Genomic DNA, 16,689 nt, shown 5'->3' on the forward strand with positions numbered 1-16,689 from the left:
GAATAAACGCGGAAAAAGGTTATGTAACTCTTTGACAAGTTATGATTACCCGTATATACCACGGTTATTCGGTAAATGCTCAGCTATGACTGGAATACGGATTTAATGGCTTATAATAATATCGAGTGGCATGCAGTTGACCATCAGCTGATTGAGCATAGCCCGGTATAACACCAGCTTCCACAAACCCGATCGACTCGTATAATCTATTAGAAGGATCTCCTACCCGCGTATCCAGCACCAGTAAGGTTCTATTCCGACGCATTGCCTCTTCTTCGGCTGCCTTCATCAACTGGCGTGCGATCCCAAGCCTGCGTCCGGACGGATGCACCATAAGTTTTGCAATTTCCGCACGATGTGTAGCGTTTGCTTTTTGTGCTAATTGAAGCTGAACCGTCCCAACAGGTACTTCGTCCTTCTCGGCAATCCACAGAACTACACCGTCCTCAAGCACACTGTTCCAATATGCTGCTGCTTCCTGATACCCCAGTGGCGGTAAGAAGCCTATAGATGCACCATCAGCAACCACGTCGATCAATAGCCGGCTAAGTGAATCTGACAGTTTTTCGCTAATCACTTGAACAGGGTAGACTCTTATTTCATTAGACATTGCAGTTCCTCCCGATAAGATGAAAAACACGCAAGAAAGAAAATAAACTATCTTTTGTAGGATAGCTTACTTTCCATGATAACATCATTTACTTTATCACTCTTGCTTCTATTGCTGCTCAGCCATATAAAAGAATTCCCACAGGTGACCGTCCAAATCTTGAAAGCTCCATCCATACATAAAACCATGATCTTGAGGCTCATTTGAGGGCTTGCCACCTGCTTCCAAAGCTTTGTGAACGATCTCGTCCACCTTTTCTCGGCTCTCGACCGAAAGAGCAACAATCGCTTCTGTGCTTTTCGTGGCATCTGAAATTCCCTTTGTAGTGAACGCTTTAAAACGTTCTTCAACCAATAGCATGACAAAAATATGCTCACTAACAACCATGCAGGTTGCATGTTCATCAGTGAATTGATCGTTGAATTCAAATCCAATTGTAGTGAAAAAATCAATGGAGCGTTGCAAGTTTTTAACTGGTAAATTCACAAAGATTTGTTTAGCGGTTACTCCCACGATGCTTCACCTCTTCCTTCTATTTTATCATACGACTTCCCCACAAAAGATAACTTAACTATCTTATAAAGTCAATCAATCTGACATTTATAATTGAACTAACAACCCTTACCTTTCCCCTAGCCTCACCAAGAATAGGCTTGTACGCCAAAATGGCCTCAAATGTTTCTCCATCCTGAATCACTTGGTCATCCACTCTTGGATATAGAAGCTGTCCCCCTCCCCAATTTAGCTATGATTACGCTTACAAACATATCCTATATTTAAGATACCACAAATTAGCCAATTTAGTACCTTAATTATGTAAAAATGAATTCTTCTTGCCGTAGCATAATCCGATCATATTATTGTAAACTTGTTCTAATACAGAAAAAGGTGGCACACACGCTATGGAGCATTTGCTTAACGACCAGGTCAAAAATATTCAAATCAGCGGCATTCGCAAAATCGCCAATAAAGTTGCCGCATTACCCGGAACTTTGTCATTAACGATCGGACAGCCGGATTTCCCTACCCCTGCGCATATTATGGAGGCAGCCCATCGGGCGATTGATGAAGGCCGGACCACTTATACACCTAATCCGGGACTGCCGGAATTACGAGAAGCTGCGGCAGCGTTTGTAGCCCGTAAATACGGTCTGAATTACCGTGGACTGGATGAGGTTATCGTGACGAACGGAGCCAGTGAAGCCCTGGATATTACTCTCCGCACGATTTTGTCACCTGGAGACGAGGTTATTCTACCTGTACCCATCTATCCAGGATATGAGCCATTAATCCGTTTGTCAGGCGGCATTCCTGTGTTGGCGGACACCCGTAACAGCGGCTTTAAGCTAACGGTAGAGGTGCTGAAACCGTATCTGACCGAGCGGACAAAGGCAGTCATTCTTGGGTATCCTTCGAATCCAACCGGACGAGTGATGAGCCGCAAAGAACTGCAAGCAGTTGCGGATTTGCTCAAGGAACGCGATTTGTTTATCATCTCGGATGAAATATACAGTGAACTGATTTACGATACATCGCACGTATCTATTGCAACTCTTCCAGGCATGCGGGAGCGTACCATCGTTATTAACGGCCTGTCCAAATCACATTCTATGACGGGATGGCGTATTGGTTTTACACTTGCACCAGCCGAGATTACACAGCACATGGTCAAAGTGCATCAGTACAACGTGACCTGCGCTAGCTCAATTAGCCAATATGCAGCACTGGAAGCCCTGACCGTCGGGGTGGATGATGCACTTCCGATGGGTGAGGAGTACCGCAAACGTCGCGACTATGTACACAGAAGGCTGACGGACATGGGAATTCCATTGGAGAAGCCTGAGGGAGCCTTCTATCTTTTCCCTTCCATCGCCCATTTTGGATTAAGCTCGATGGACTTCACCTTGAAGCTGCTGGAAGAGCAAGGCGTGGCCGTCGTGCCGGGAGATGCCTTTTCTTCCTATGGTGAAGGTTACATTCGCTTATCTTACGCTTATGGACAGGATGTGCTAGAGCAAGGGTTGGATAAAATAGAGAGGTTTGTTAGAGGAATGGTGAGGAGTTAAGGTGGGAGAGGCGCTACGCAGGCCATTTGATCTTCCGAACGCTGCCGCTTCTCCAGATTCAAATGGCCTGCTTCGCTCACTGCCCGCCTTAAAGTCCCTCATTCCGCTAACATATGTGGGAGACGCAGGGTAAAAAAATACCCACCGTATCACCCGGTGGGTAAAAAAACAGGCCCTAGAACCACCACACGGTTGGTTCTAGGGCCTGTTCGATCTTCCTACTCCCTCACACCGTCGGCATGGGATTCATAGGTATGTTGCTTTAAGCACGGCGCAGCGAAGGGGGCGGAATGGTGCTGGACAAGCGAAGCGGTCGCCTTTAAATTCCGATTTTCACCTTTATGCGGTAATCATAAAAATCGGAATTTAACAGCGATGGTAAGCACCATCCGCCTCCGCAGCGACCTTTAAAGCGCGAACCTGATCCACACGCCACTCTCCTATTTTAAATGCATTTTGAATTGCAGGAACAATTCGTTATAGTGAGCGAGCATTCGCTTGCCCAGGTTATCGTATACTTCCAGCTTATCTGTAATTTCAGATGGAGGATAGAAGCGCTCATCGCCAGAGATATCTTCAGGCAGCAATTTCTTTGCATCCTTGTTTGGCGTGGAGTAACCTACAAATTCAGCATTCTGAGCGGCTACATCGGGCTGTAACATGAAATTAATGAACTTATGGGCCGCATCCACATGAGTAGCCGTTTTTGGAATAACTATATTGTCAAACCACAGGTTGGACCCTTCATCTGGCACGATATAATCCAGCTTATCGTTCTGATCCATGATTTCGGACGCATCACCAGACCATACAACCCCAGCAGCAGCTTCCTCGTTGGCCAACAGCATTTTAATCTCGTCGCCAACCACAGCCTTGACATTAGGTGCTAGCTTCTCCAGCTTCGTCAAAGCTTGCTGCAAATGCGCCTGGTTTGTATCATTCAAGGAATAGTGGAGACTGTTCAGCGACATGCCCATAATCTCCCTAGCACCATCAACCAGCAACAGGTTATTACGCAGCTTCGGGTCCCACAGGCCATCCCAGCTATGAAAATCAATACCTTTCGTCAGCTCCGGGTTATACACGATCCCGACTGTACCCCAAAAATAAGGAACCGAATATTGGTTATTGGGGTCAAACGAAAGGTTTAGATAATGAGAATCTACATGCTTCAGATTCGGCAGCTTGCTGTGGTCCAGCGGGAGCAACAGATGTTCCTGCTTCATTTTAGCCAAAGCGTATTCCGAGGGAACCGCCACATCAAACGAAGTTCCTCCCTGCTCGATTTTCGTCAACATCGCCTCATTAGAATCAAAAGTCTGATAAATAACGGTAATTCCCGTCTCCTTCTGAAACCGTGCCAGCAGCTCCGGATCAATGTAGTCTCCCCAGTTGTACACCGTCAGTGTGTTCCCACCGGAGTAGCCTTGGCTGGAATTCAGCCACGCTGCCACGCCCATCAGGCCGAACGAGATAATGAAAATGGACAGAAACACGCGCACAAGCGACTTCATCTAGGCACCCCCATTTCCGCCGCAGGCTCTTTTTTACCATTACGATTCGCCTTGCGCATAATAAAGTAGTAACCCACCACGAGCAGCACAGTAAACAGGAAAATGAGCGTGGACAGCGCATTGATCGACAAGGAAACCCCTTGACGGGCTCGTGAGTATATTTCCACCGATAAGGTCGAATAGCCACTTCCTGTCACAAAAAAGGTCACCGCAAAATCATCCAGCGAGTACGTTAACGCCATAAAAAAGCCCGCATAAATTCCTGGCTTGATAAAGGGTAAAATCACCTTGGTCAATACGTCCAGCCGGCTGGCACCCAAATCACGTGCAGCATCGACCAGAGATGGACTCATTTCCTGAAGCCGCGGCAAAATCATAATGACCGCAATCGGCACACTAAACGCAATATGGGATAACAAAACAGAGTAAAAACCCAGCTTAATCCCAACCATCGTGAACAAAATGAGGAAGGAAGCGCCGATAATAACGTCCGGGTTCACGATCAGTACATTGTTGAGCGACAGCAGCGTATTTTTGACTCGGCGGTTCTGCATCTGATGAATAGCCAGCGCACCCATGATACCAATAATCGTAGCCAACGCAGATGAGAGCAAAGCAATGACCAAGGTGTTAATAACAATAATGATCAGGCGAGTGTCCTCAAACACCTCTTTGTAATATTGAAATGTAAAGCCTTCAAACTCGTGCATGGTCCCACCGCTGTTGAAGGAATAGTACATCAAATACAAAATAGGCGCATACAACACGAGAAAAACAAGCACCAAATAAACATTTCCAAACCGGTTTTTATTTACCATGCCGCACCCTCCGTTTCGTTCCCGAGGTGAGCAGCATAATGATGGCCATCGCCAAAATCAGAAACACAGCAACAGTAGAGCCCATACCCCAGTCCTGCGTAACTAGAAAATGCTGCTCTATCGCCGTCCCCAGCGTAATCACACGGTTACCTGCAATCAGACGGGTAATCATAAACAGTGACAACGCCGGAATAAACACAGCCATACAACCGGACCGCACACCTGAAAGTGTTAACGGGAAAACAACCCTGCGAAACGCAGTCCATTTGGAGGCTCCCAAATCACGGGCTGCATCCAGCAGCGAAGGATTCAAACCCTCCAACGCATTATAGATGGGCAAAATCATAAAAGGCACAAATATATACACAGATACAAACACAAAGCTGGAGCTGGTAAACAAAATTTGCTGACCACCCAACCCAACCATGCCTAACACCGCATTCACCGGACCATAAGTTCCGAATATGCCGATAAAAGCATACGTTTTGAGCAGCAGGTTAATCCAGGTCGGCAAAATAATGAGCAGCAGCCACAACTGCTTATGCTTGGTGCGAGTGAGCAAATATGCCGCCGGATAGGCCACCAGCAGTGAACATACAGTAATCAGAAATGCATACCAAAATGAGCTAAGCGTCATGCTTAAATAAACAGGCGTCAAAAACTGAGCGTAGTTGCTGAATGTGAAATGACCATCCACATCAAATAGTGAATAGTAAAATACAAGGACTACTGGAGCTGCCACGAACAGCACAATCCATAAATAGTAAGGCAGCAGATACGCTGCTCTTGTATTACCGGACATGCTGCTCCACCTCTTCATAGGCTTCCAGACGCCGATCAAATTCTTCCTCTGTTTCCCCAAACCGCATGACATGAATAGCTTCCGGGTCAAATTTCAGACCGATTTCACTGCCAAGTTCCGCCTTTTTGGTAGAATGCACCAGCCATTCCTGTCCTGAATCATCATAGCAGCTTATTTCATAGTGAACTCCACGGAACAATTGGGTATCCACCTTAACACGCAGCTTGCCTTCAGCAACACTAGTAATCTCCAAGTCCTCTGGCCGGATCACAATTTCAATCGGTTCGTTCGGACGCAACCCTCCGTCGACACATTCAAACTGTCGACCGTTAAACTCCACTTGGTAATCCGCGATCATACGTCCAGGAACAATATTTGATTCGCCGATAAAATCAGCTACAAACCGATTAATCGGCTCATCATAGATATCATTTGGCGTACCACTTTGCTCGATCTTGCCTTTGTTCATGACAAAAATTTCGTCTGACATGGCCAGCGCTTCCTCCTGATCATGCGTAACGAATATAAAAGTGATTCCAAGACGCTGCTGCATCTCACGCAAAATATACTGCATCTCTGTCCGCAGCTTTAAATCCAGTGCAGACAGCGGTTCATCCAATAAAAGAACGTCAGGCTCATTGACGATAGCCCGTGCAATGGCTACACGCTGACGCTGTCCCCCCGACATCTCGGAAATTTCCCGTTCACCATAGCCTTCCAGATTGACAAAGGACAACGCCTGTGTCACCTTCTCTTGGATGTCCTTTTTGTTCATCTTTTTGATCCGCAGACCAAAGGCTACATTTTCAAACACATTCAGATGTGGAAATAATGCATAATCCTGAAAAACCGTATTGACCTGCCGCTCATTAGCTGGAACACGATTAATGAGTTTTCCATTCAAATAAATTGAGCCCTCTGTCGGCTCTGCAAAGCCCGCAATCATACGCAGAATCGTCGTTTTACCGCAGCCGGAAGGACCTAGCAGTGTATAAAATTTACCACGCTCAATCTCAAAGCTGACATCCGCCAGCACCGGGGGATCGTTGTCATATTGTTTGGTCACCCGTTCAAATCGGATGATGGTTTGCTCTCCCATAACACCCTCCTTCAAAAATTCGACTTCATTCAATTCATTCTGTTCATTAAACAAAATTACTCAGGGCGTATCATTTACCCTTGAGACTTCCATGTAAAATAGTCTGTCAGCACACGGATGGCTACTTCGATCGCTTCCTCCGCAGGCTCCAGCTTGGCATGGTGCAAGCCATAAGGCGTATCCACACCAAGCCAGAACATCAGGCCCGGAATTCGTTCCAGAAAATACCCGAAGTCTTCTCCGGTCATCGCCTCTCCACATTCAACAAGCTGCACATCCTGCCGATTCCTGACCCAGTTCATGAATTCCTCAGTCACCTTGGCCTCATTGTACACTTGCAAATAATTGGAGCCATAATGAATCTCTGCTTGACATTCAAATCCAGCTTCCACACCGCGCACCAGCGCTTCAATCCGCGATTTAACCAGTGTCATCGTATCAGCAGACAACGTGCGGATCGTACCTTCCAAACGAGCGGTTTCCGCGATAATATTTTGCTTCGTGCCGCCGCTAACCTTGCCAACCGTAATGACCGCTGCATCCAGTGGATTCACATTACGAGCTACAACCGTCTGTAGTTGCCCTACCAGCTGACAAGCAGCTACCACCATATCATTCGCCTTGTGCGGGTAAGCAGCATGCCCGCCCGTACCCTTGAGGTCGATGAAAAGCTCCGACGTATTGGCAAATAAGATACCCGGGCGAGTGGCGATGGTGCCCACAGGATATTCAGGAGCAACATGCAATGCGACAATTTCATCCGGTATCCAGTCAGACAGTTCTATGCTGTCCCGCATAGGCAGGGCTCCACCAGGCCCTTCCTCAGCTGGTTGAAACAACACGATCAGATCATCCTTGATTGGATGGCTTGCAAAGTGAGTCACAATTCCCAAACCAATTGTCATATGTAAATCGTGTCCACATGCATGCATGTAGCCAGGATGAGTCGAACGAAAATCGTATCCCGTCTCTTCTTCAATCGGTAGGCCATCCATATCACAACGATATCCATAGCGGCGTTTAGGAGCCGTTCCGTGAATAAATACTAGCACCCCCGTTCGCCATGTACGAATCTTCATTCGCTCCTGAGGGAGCGTTTCCAAGTAGTCCAGCAAATATCGTTGTGTTTTATATTCCTCAAACCCAGGTTCGGGAATTTGATGCAAATCTCTTCGTATTTGAACAAAAGAACGATAATCGACCGTACTCATTTGCTGCTACGCCTCCTTTTATAGCTCATCCGTTCTTAGCTGGCAAAAGAACAAAAGGACAAAAGCCCGGCGCAGCCGCCGAGCCTTGTCCGTTGTGCTTCGTCCCTAAGTTATGCTGTCAGTGCATCATGCTCCTGACAAGGAATCGTTCACCTTTGGTACATAAAAAACTTTGCTTTCTTACAGAACGCGCAGTTCTTTCAGAATCTCAGTTTTGGATTTAGTCTTGTCATCGACCTGCTTGATTACACGTGCAGGTGTACCAGCTACTACAGAGTATGGAGGCACATCTTCAGTTACAACCGCTCCGGCTGCAACAACTGCACCTTTACCAATGCGTACGCCTTCCAGTACAACTGAGTTCGCACCGATCAATACTTCGTCTTCTACGATAACAGGCTGTGCGGACGGTGGCTCAATGACACCAGCAAGGACAACGCCTGCACCGATGTGGCACATGTTGCCTACCTTAACACGACCGCCAAGTACAGCATTCATATCAATCATGGTGCCTTCACCAATCGTAACGCCGATGTTAATTACTGCGCCCATCATAATGACGGCGTTGTTACCGATGCCCACCATATCGCGAATATAGGCGCCTGGCTCAATGCGTGCATTGATGCCTTTCAGATCCAGCATAGGAACAGCGGAGTTACGGCGGTCATTTTCCACCACATAATCTTCTTCTTTTGCGTTTACGGTATCCAGTACCGGCTTGATATCAGCCCAATCACCAAATACCACACCGCTGTCTCCGGAAATAAAAGCTTGAACATTCTCGCCAAAAGATGCGGAAGCCAAAGCTCCTTTTACATATACTTTAACAGGCGTCTTTTTCTTGCTGTTTTTAATCACGTTGATGACTTCTTGTGTATTCATTTCGATGGACATAGTAAATCTAACAACTCCTTCATCGCTTCATACGACTTCGCAAGCCGGAATGATCTTATTCTCTCATCCTTTATAGCACAAAAGTGCAGGTCTCGCAATTACAGATTAGACCTTCAGAGTGCTAACCTAGTACCTATAATAACAAGTCTCGGTCGTTTGAGTGCCTTAAATTCATGATTATCAGCTAGTGACTGTCTGACTTGAAATCAGGCTTATTTATTAGCTTGCAGGCTCTCCAGCGATGTATAAATGAAGGACTCAAATCCTTCCGCAGGTTCCCCTTGTGGAATGTTCACTTTCACGCTAAAAGCGCCCGTAGTATTTTCCACAACAATATATTGTCGTGTGATTTTCGAGCTGTTCGCTTGCAAGAACAGGCGGCTACTGGTCAGCGCTTGAGGCACGGCTGCTTTGTCCAGCTTTTGCACCTTGCCTATGGAAGCAAGGTCCTTTTCGCCTTCTTTTTGAAGCTCATCCAGATTAAAGTCGGAGGGCAGCTTCGTAATTTCGGCATAGTAGTTATCATCTACCGCCAAAGCGACACGGTTTTGATCGGGAAACAGAGACATCGGATCAAACACATACAGCGAATAGCCCGCTCCCTTTGCCAAAGTGGCAGTCTGCTTTTCCTTATTCCCTTCAAGGTTAAGCTCAAAAGTTTGAGTTTTTGCGCGTTCCCCGCCTACTTGTTGACCAGAACTTCCGTTTGGATTGCCATCTGTTGCAGCCTCTGTCTTTTGAATTTTCGTTAAAGTTAGTTGCTTCGCTGTCGCGTCGCCCTCTACTGCTTTTTCGTTATATTCAAACGCTACTGGATCGCCTTCCTTAAGTCCAGCAATTACCGTATCCAGTCCCTCCCCCAATTGGAAGGATTGGGCTTCGCCATTGATCTCAATCTCTACCGTATGCGGGTCAGCAGCTCCGTTGTATACACCTGTGCCTTTTTTAACCTGCGGCTCAGCGACCTGCTCTGGTGTGGCTTGCGGCTGTTGCGTTTGCGGTTGGTTAGCTCCTTGAGGTGTGTTGTTGTTGGTTTGCGGTTTCGTGCCACAGGCTGACAGAGCCAGCACTGCCACGACAGTCAGTAGTAAGATTGAAAATGTGTTATGTTTTTTCATAAAATCCACCTCCACTTTGATAGACGAGCTTTTGTGGCAAAAGTTCCATGCAGCGTCTCATTTAAAACCTTCCTCTTACTCCCGTTCATGATATTCTCAGGATTTTGCAAAATCCTAATACCATGGGGATGCCAGGTACGGTATAATGGGCTGTATTAAACCTCATTTTCGAGATACCGTTAGAAGGAACATTTACGTATTTATTTTCTTACCTACGGATGGAGCTGCCACATGAATCAAGCACACAAACCGTCTTTTTCCTTTGAATTATTGTACATCATAGGTATTATCGCTATTTCGTTCTCCTCGATCTTCGTCAGATGGTCTGAAGCCGAGGTGTCCGTCATCGCTATGTACCGTTTATACCTGACCAATCTGCTTATGCTACCATTGGTCTGGAAATACCGTACCGAGCTATTCAGCCTCACTCGCAAGCAGTGGATGATGATCCTCTGGTCCGGTATCGCGCTAGGGCTGCATTTCTTGCTGTGGATGGGCTCGCTACGACTCACCACCGTTGCAAGCTCTACTGTTATTATGACATTGGAACCGATCCTTGTCATGCTCGGTTCTTTTTTGTTTTTCCGGACAGGCACAAATCGCGCTATGCTCTTCGGAATGGGTATGGCTTTTGTCGGCTCACTGGCCATCGGCGCGGGAGATTTTCAGGCCTCAGGACAAGCCCTGCTCGGGGACGCTCTGTCCTTCTTGGGTATGGTAGCTGTGTCCATCCATATGCTAATGGGCAAGCATCTACGCGAGCATTTGAGCGCTTTTGTGTATAATTTTTGGGTTTTTATCATCGCAGCCACATCGCTTGCGCTGTATAATGTGGTCAATGCTATACCTTTTACTGGATATGCGCCCCGGGAATGGGGACTGTTCCTGCTGCTTGCCATTGTGCCTACGCTGTTCGGACATTACCTGTTTAACTGGCTGCTCAAATACATTAACGCCACCGCGGTGTCGATGGCAGTACTCGGTGAGCCCGTTATTTCTTCCCTGCTGGCTTGGGTGCTGCTTGGGGAAAGGCTGTCTACCTTGCAATTTGGTGCAGGCTTTTTCATTCTGTTCGGCGTATGGGTTTTTATCCGCTACGGAACGGACTTTAAAAAGCAAGTTGTCCACCAAAGTGAAATACCTGACAATGAGCCCCCCCTGAAGGTTAGCTCTTAGCTTATTACCCCATTTTCATAAACCATACTCAATGGATTAAATTTACTGCTAAATAAAGGAAGGCGGAATCTTCTATGAAATCCATCGTATCCAAACGCTGGCTGCTGGCCCGATTGTATGAGCCCGACATAATCATTGCCGACTGCCGTTCCCTGCTCGGACAAGCTGGAGCTGGACGGAACGAATTTAATGAAGACCATATCCCAGGGGCGATTCACTTCGATTTGGAGGAAGACCTTACCGCTCCTCTAGGAGAGCATGGTGGTCGCCATCCATTACCTAATGTGGATATGCTTGCTGCACGTCTGAGCCGTGCCGGGATCAACTCCGCTTCGCGCATCGTTGCTTACGATGACCAAGGGGGGATGATGGCCTCCCGCTTCTGGTGGCTACTGCGCTACCTCGGACATGAGCAGGTATATGTGCTGGAGGAAGGCTACAGTGCCTGGAAGGAAGCGAAGTTTCCCGTTACGGCAGATCAGCCGATTCGCATTCCCTCCACCTTTGTGGCAAATGTTCAGCCTCAAATGCTCACAAGTATGCAAGAAGTACAACGTATATCCAAAGATTCTGTTCCTGATGACTCCCATATCGGTTTTTCACCTATATTGGTCGACTCTAGAGAGCGGCCGCGCTACCTGGGACTCGAAGAACCTATAGATCAAACCGCGGGGCATATCCCTGGTGCGGTGAATTTCTTCTGGAAAGAGGTCTTGGACGAAAAGGGTACATTTAAAAATGCAGAGCAGTTGAAACAGCATTTCTCAGACCTTGATCAGAACGCTGAGATCATCGTATATTGCGGATCAGGCGTATCCGCCTGCCCGAATGTTCTGGCCTTGAATGAGGCAGGATTTAGTAAGGTGAGACTCTATCCGGGAAGCTGGAGCGATTGGATCAGCTATGAGGAAAATCCAGTGGCGACCGGGGACGAATAATCCATTTTTAACATATATACAGGTCTAAAAACCAAACACACTACTTTAAGCGATTAGGCTCATGGTAGTGTGTTTGGTTCTCATCGAGTTTAACGATCATTTAATCCCTTTCCAGCGAGAATGTCCTGCATACATTTTTCAATCCTCGACTCCCGAGTTTTAGATTGTTTGGGCGCAGTAAAATGCATAACGTATGCTCTTTGTCGTCCCGGTGTCAATGCAGCAAAAGCAGCTTTCAAGGCAGGATTTTCATCTAATTTAGCTTGAAATTCTTCAGGAAATATGAGTTCTGTATTCTTTTTAAAATCCACTTTTAAACCGGCTTTTTCCACTTCAATGGCTTCATTAATATAGGCTTTCAAGACGGTTTCCATCTCCACGATTTCTTCAACATTCGTGAACCGAATCTGACGCCCCGCCTGCGTGTCCTCCCCAGGTTTGATTAGAATATCATTGGGGTCTTTTAACAAAGCACCTTTGAAAAACATAAGCGCACAGTGTTCTTTAAATCCCTGTATTATAGCTATGTTACTATTCTGAAACATGTAGCATGGTTTACCCCACTTCAATTCTTCAATGAGCTGACAATCGAGCATAATCGCTCTCAACTTCTCCATTTCCGCCTGCCATTTTTTCACTTTATCTAAATATGCATCAACTTTAGGATTCATTTCCTCTCTATTTGTCATGTTAGCTCCCCCCCCTTATAATTTACTCATAATGTTTATGTATATATATTTACAGAAAATCAATTTTCGATACTAAATATAGAAGAAATCACGATATAACCTTCTCTAAGAAAGCATCGTGGCCGGGTCCAAATAGACTTCCCTACAGGATTGTCAGCAGAATTCGCTTCTCTATCTACCTTTTCTTGTAACTAAAAGGCCAAAGCCGGCAGCATTTATTTTTATTATACGAGTATAGTCCTTCAAAGAATAGCCGTTACATCGCTATATTTATTACACGTTCACCTCATCCCATCTATAAATTACATATCCCAATTGACACATAACTAACAATAAATAAATTACGTTTATGCATAGATATATTTTAATTTTTTTCTTGTATTTATCTAAATCTACTTCTTTGTTCACTTCTCTTTTTTTTTATTTTCTCACTCCAACTCATTATTCTTGAGAATTCTACCGCACCCAATACTCCCCATAGCAATGGAAAGACTAGGAATATGGCATTTACTAGAGACAACAATATACCCATCCCTACATCATCCATTGTTCTTATTGATTTAAAATAAATATGCACCACTAGTGACAGGCTAAATAATCCCAAGCCTATAATACTTACTATCGGTTTGTCTTGCATTCTCATTTTATTATTCCCTTCGCTTCCAATTACATATAACGATTCTGTATTCACGATGTCCCAGCGCTTTAGGACAAACAGTCCGGCTACCACATGCGGCAGTTAAGTGTTAGGATGTGTCTGCTAAATTACTTCCCCTAAATAGCTATCCAATCTTTTGAACAACTATATATCTTAATTCATATTCTTGTTGTTTTTCTGCATGTGTCAGATATTCTCTTATGGAACCAGTTTCTAATATATTCAAATCATTAAAATGTTCAATTAAATTTTCTTCAGTAAAGAAGTGAGCACATTTCCCTTTCTTGTATTCATATGTTCCTTCCTCAACTTTCCTACCCACACCATTATTAAAATCGCAATCAGAAAAACACGTAAAATACATCACCCCCTGTTCCTTTAAATGCATCACACAATTCTGTATCAGTTTTTTTCGGTCTTTTAACAAAAATAAATGTAATAAATCATAACAATATATGCCGTCATACCTTTTGCTTGTACGAAACTCTAACACCGATTCTTGAATGAAATTCGTTTTTGAATCCCATTCTTTTGCTAGATCTACAGCTGAACTAGATATCTCAATTCCATCAACCTGAAAATAAGAAGAGAACATCTTGGTATTTCTCCTACATCCAGCTTCAGGAACCAAAATATGATGTGCATTATCCTTTTTTTAAATACTCACTTAGCTCTTCTTTTAAGCTCATCAATCTGTCTTATATGATGTTGATCATGCCAGATAAAATCTTTTAAATATGATATTACAGTAAACTCCCCGTCAGCATATTCTTTAGTAAGCTTATCATCTTCCAAACTCTCTATACTCTGCAATATCATGTTACGGTACTGAATAGTCATTTCAATTAATTCTTCCTTCGTTTTTGTTTTTCCAAATTCAACAGCGTCCTGATTAAATTGACCAAAATCAAAATGCGTTAATGTCAAAGGCGTATTGTTTAATATCGGATTTATGGCTGCTTCATAAAAGTATTTATCCCACAGCAATATATGACTTACGATATCGTGAACTGACCATTTATCTTCGGCAATCTTTATTTGCCAATCCATTTCGCGAATCTCAGAAACAAAACATATCCATTCCTTGAACTCCCTAGTAACTGCGACTTCTCATTCATGGTTTCTACACCCTTTTTTTTAAATTACAATTTTTTCTACTGAAATTCCTTTTTCGAGATACCTTCTAGCAACCCTTGACTCTGTCAGGTGACGCAGTTGAATTCACATTATAAGAAGCCCCATCTTCTAATCCCTATCATTAGCCAGCTAAATAAAATGAATGTTCTGTACTAACCAAACCAGAAAATCACTCTTACATCTTCGGTATCCCCTAATTTCGATAATTTTGGAATTGTTTCATTGATGAAACCCGAACATGTATCCATAATATTTCTATATTCCATAAATTGATCACAATAATAATTTTCATCCCATTTAAAATTAATCAAATCCTTCAATAATAGCCAACTGTGGTCATAAAAATCATCTTTATTATCGTATGCAATTTCATTCAATTCAGGAGAAATATCCATAGGAAGACCTCTTGGCAAAGATACAAACTTTAGATTATGATCATTCCTAGTATTCGATAGAATACTAAATAAATCATAGTTTCTTTCCCCACTATAAAATTCATAAGGATCACTTGGTTTCAATTTAGCAGTCTTGTCTTCACGATACAAATAGTAATCAGGGTTAACACTTATCAGCACTTACCCAAGTAGCAGTATCATTTAATTCTGCCTTACTCTTTTTAATTTTTCTCCATGTACCATAAATTTGTTCATATTCATCTCTGAAGTGTCTTTTCTCTACAAAAAACCAAATATCCGTTCCCATATAACCTCCCATAATGTCTTTTTCATACACCCTACTTTAAAAGTCTCTGTACTGTCCCAAAAGAAATCTTCATATTAGGTGCATATACTAACCAGGATTCATCACTGAACTCTTTAGAAAAGATTGCTTCTGCTTCATAATGTTTTTGAGCTTCCGTTTCGTTTAATCCTCTAGACAACAAATTGTTGATCATTTCTGAAACGCCATTAGGTTCTTGCCCCAAGCCTTCTTCTCTCAAAGCACTGTAAAGCATTTTTTTACTTTCCATGTCCATGTTTTGATCAAGAAAGTTCACCTTATCGCTAACCCTACATCCTACATTGCATAAGCCTAACTGGCTTATCATGATCGGTAATTGTATGCCTATATTTCCATCTTTCCCGGTACGCTTATGATCTCTCTCATATAATTCCGTAGAATACCTAACCGAATGACATTGCTTTGTTCAATTCCATCTAGATAATAATTCGCCATATTACCAATTCAGTGTGGTTCAAAACAGATAACCATTCCATTATCCTGAACACAATCAACCATCTTCTGTAGAAGCTCTTTGGATTAGACATATGTAATAAAAAAGCATGACTGACTGCTATGTCATACTTTCTTTCTAATTCAGCTTTCTCAATATCACACCCTATAAATTCAGTGTTATAAGAGAGTTTCGAAAATATTTCCTTGGCTTGATCTATTAACTCCCTGCCCTTGTCAATGCCAGTATACGTTGATCCATTTGGTAGCAAAGGAAGAAGCTTTAATCCCAAATATCCAAAACCCCATCCATAATCTACGATCTTTACAGGTTTATTTATCTTCCAAACCTTTTGTATAAGAAATTCCAAGTAATCATCGTTATAGTACAACCAGCGGGTATTTCTTAGGTAATAATTTTATTATCCCAATAATATTCAGACATAAAATCCCCCTTGTTATTTCATTTGGCGATTTTCAGCTCACATTTCTGCATTCACGAAACGCTTCAGTCTTAGATAGATTCCCATCTTAGGCATGGGGTAGTTGATTAAACCTTCATCAATGATTTACTTCTTTCAACAAAAGATCGGCACGTCAGTAGTATGAATATTTAGTTAGGTGCATAACCTCTCTCTCTGAATTGAAATCAAGTATGTTAAAAAAGAGAGAATTTCTTCTCCCCATCCAACCTTTAGTAAGATAACTGTTTGTTCATTCGATAATTTATGAAGTACTGGTCGATGAAATTTTTCATGATAAATATTGTGCTTAAATTTCATTCTG

The 16,689-nt window shown here is 43.7% G+C and carries 18 protein-coding genes and 1 pseudogene; 3 read left to right on the forward strand and 16 right to left on the reverse strand.

The genetic code is table 11. From position 1 onward, the window contains the following. Positions 1-79: 79 nt before the first annotated feature. Positions 80-610: a GNAT family N-acetyltransferase gene (locus tag ACQQ6X_RS07255; protein WP_305164768.1), complete on the reverse strand. Its 531-nt coding sequence runs from the start codon at positions 608-610 to the stop codon at positions 80-82. Between the two features lie 108 nt (positions 611-718). Further along, a complete protein-coding gene (locus ACQQ6X_RS07260; protein ID WP_305164769.1) occupies positions 719-1,123 on the reverse strand; it encodes a VOC family protein in 405 nt (134 codons plus the stop codon). A gap of 389 nt (positions 1,124-1,512) precedes the next feature. On the opposite strand from ACQQ6X_RS07260, the gene ACQQ6X_RS07265 reads away from it, so the two are divergent. After that, a complete protein-coding gene (locus ACQQ6X_RS07265) occupies positions 1,513-2,676 on the forward strand; it encodes an aminotransferase A (RefSeq protein ID WP_305164770.1) in 1,164 nt (387 codons plus the stop codon). Positions 2,677-3,116: 440 nt separating this feature from the next. On the opposite strand, the gene ACQQ6X_RS07270 is transcribed toward ACQQ6X_RS07265, so the two are convergent. From ACQQ6X_RS07270 to ACQQ6X_RS07300, 7 genes are all read right to left on the reverse strand, one after another. After that, positions 3,117-4,190, reverse strand: a complete 1,074-nt coding sequence (locus ACQQ6X_RS07270; protein ID WP_305164771.1) for an ABC transporter substrate-binding protein — start codon at positions 4,188-4,190, stop codon at positions 3,117-3,119. Beyond that, positions 4,187-5,008, reverse strand: a complete 822-nt coding sequence (locus ACQQ6X_RS07275) for an ABC transporter permease (protein WP_305164772.1) — start codon at positions 5,006-5,008, stop codon at positions 4,187-4,189. Before ACQQ6X_RS07275 ends, ACQQ6X_RS07270 begins: the two co-directional genes overlap by 4 nt. Continuing rightward, positions 4,998-5,810: an ABC transporter permease gene (locus tag ACQQ6X_RS07280; protein WP_305164773.1), complete on the reverse strand. Its 813-nt coding sequence runs from the start codon at positions 5,808-5,810 to the stop codon at positions 4,998-5,000. Before ACQQ6X_RS07280 ends, ACQQ6X_RS07275 begins: the two co-directional genes overlap by 11 nt. Beyond that, the gene (locus ACQQ6X_RS07285; protein ID WP_142613900.1) at positions 5,800-6,909 is read right to left on the reverse strand and encodes an ABC transporter ATP-binding protein; all 1,110 of its coding nucleotides are present in this window, start codon (positions 6,907-6,909) and stop codon (positions 5,800-5,802) included. The genes ACQQ6X_RS07280 and ACQQ6X_RS07285 overlap by 11 nt, the downstream gene beginning before the upstream one ends. A 74-nt stretch (positions 6,910-6,983) precedes the next feature. Further along, entirely contained in the window at positions 6,984-8,120 is a 1,137-nt protein-coding gene (locus ACQQ6X_RS07290) for an N-acetyldiaminopimelate deacetylase (protein WP_305164774.1), read from the reverse strand. 180 nt (positions 8,121-8,300) lie between these two features. Then, entirely contained in the window at positions 8,301-9,014 is a 714-nt protein-coding gene (dapD, locus tag ACQQ6X_RS07295) for a 2,3,4,5-tetrahydropyridine-2,6-dicarboxylate N-acetyltransferase (RefSeq protein ID WP_305164775.1), read from the reverse strand. 212 nt (positions 9,015-9,226) lie between these two features. After that, positions 9,227-10,132, reverse strand: a complete 906-nt coding sequence (locus ACQQ6X_RS07300) for a hypothetical protein (protein ID WP_305164776.1) — start codon at positions 10,130-10,132, stop codon at positions 9,227-9,229. Positions 10,133-10,363: 231 nt separating this feature from the next. On the opposite strand from ACQQ6X_RS07300, the gene ACQQ6X_RS07305 reads away from it, so the two are divergent. Both ACQQ6X_RS07305 and ACQQ6X_RS07310 read left to right on the forward strand, forming a co-directional pair. Then, positions 10,364-11,308 carry a DMT family transporter gene (locus ACQQ6X_RS07305; protein ID WP_305164777.1) on the forward strand — a complete coding sequence of 315 codons (945 nt, stop codon included), beginning with the start codon at positions 10,364-10,366 and terminating at the stop codon, positions 11,306-11,308. Positions 11,309-11,382: 74 nt separating this feature from the next. Further along, positions 11,383-12,246, forward strand: a complete 864-nt coding sequence (locus ACQQ6X_RS07310) for a sulfurtransferase (protein ID WP_305164778.1) — start codon at positions 11,383-11,385, stop codon at positions 12,244-12,246. A gap of 89 nt (positions 12,247-12,335) precedes the next feature. Here ACQQ6X_RS07310 and ACQQ6X_RS07315 read toward each other — a convergent pair whose 3' ends face one another. From ACQQ6X_RS07315 to ACQQ6X_RS07345, 7 genes and pseudogenes are all read right to left on the reverse strand, one after another. Next, positions 12,336-12,935 carry a YdeI/OmpD-associated family protein gene (locus tag ACQQ6X_RS07315; RefSeq protein ID WP_305164779.1) on the reverse strand — a complete coding sequence of 200 codons (600 nt, stop codon included), beginning with the start codon at positions 12,933-12,935 and terminating at the stop codon, positions 12,336-12,338. 382 nt (positions 12,936-13,317) lie between these two features. Next, positions 13,318-13,626, reverse strand: coding sequence for a hypothetical protein (locus ACQQ6X_RS07320; protein WP_326400107.1), 309 nt, complete (start codon positions 13,624-13,626; stop codon positions 13,318-13,320). Positions 13,627-13,717: 91 nt separating this feature from the next. Then, on the reverse strand, positions 13,718-14,188 hold the full coding sequence (locus tag ACQQ6X_RS07325) for a class I SAM-dependent methyltransferase (protein WP_305164780.1): 471 nt from the start codon (positions 14,186-14,188) through the stop codon (positions 13,718-13,720). 68 nt (positions 14,189-14,256) lie between these two features. Continuing rightward, positions 14,257-14,643, reverse strand: coding sequence for a DinB family protein (locus tag ACQQ6X_RS07330; RefSeq protein ID WP_305164781.1), 387 nt, complete (start codon positions 14,641-14,643; stop codon positions 14,257-14,259). Between the two features lie 239 nt (positions 14,644-14,882). Then, on the reverse strand, positions 14,883-15,275 hold the full coding sequence (locus tag ACQQ6X_RS07335; RefSeq protein WP_430493539.1) for a hypothetical protein: 393 nt from the start codon (positions 15,273-15,275) through the stop codon (positions 14,883-14,885). A gap of 13 nt (positions 15,276-15,288) precedes the next feature. Then, positions 15,289-15,432 carry a hypothetical protein gene (locus ACQQ6X_RS07340; protein ID WP_305164783.1) on the reverse strand — a complete coding sequence of 48 codons (144 nt, stop codon included), beginning with the start codon at positions 15,430-15,432 and terminating at the stop codon, positions 15,289-15,291. 31 nt (positions 15,433-15,463) lie between these two features. After that, positions 15,464-16,348, reverse strand: a pseudogene (locus ACQQ6X_RS07345) (methyltransferase domain-containing protein). Between the last annotated feature and the right edge of the window lie 341 nt (positions 16,349-16,689).

Source organism: Paenibacillus ottowii, assembly GCF_050516475.1.
GTDB lineage: Bacteria > Bacillota > Bacilli > Paenibacillales > Paenibacillaceae > Paenibacillus > Paenibacillus ottowii.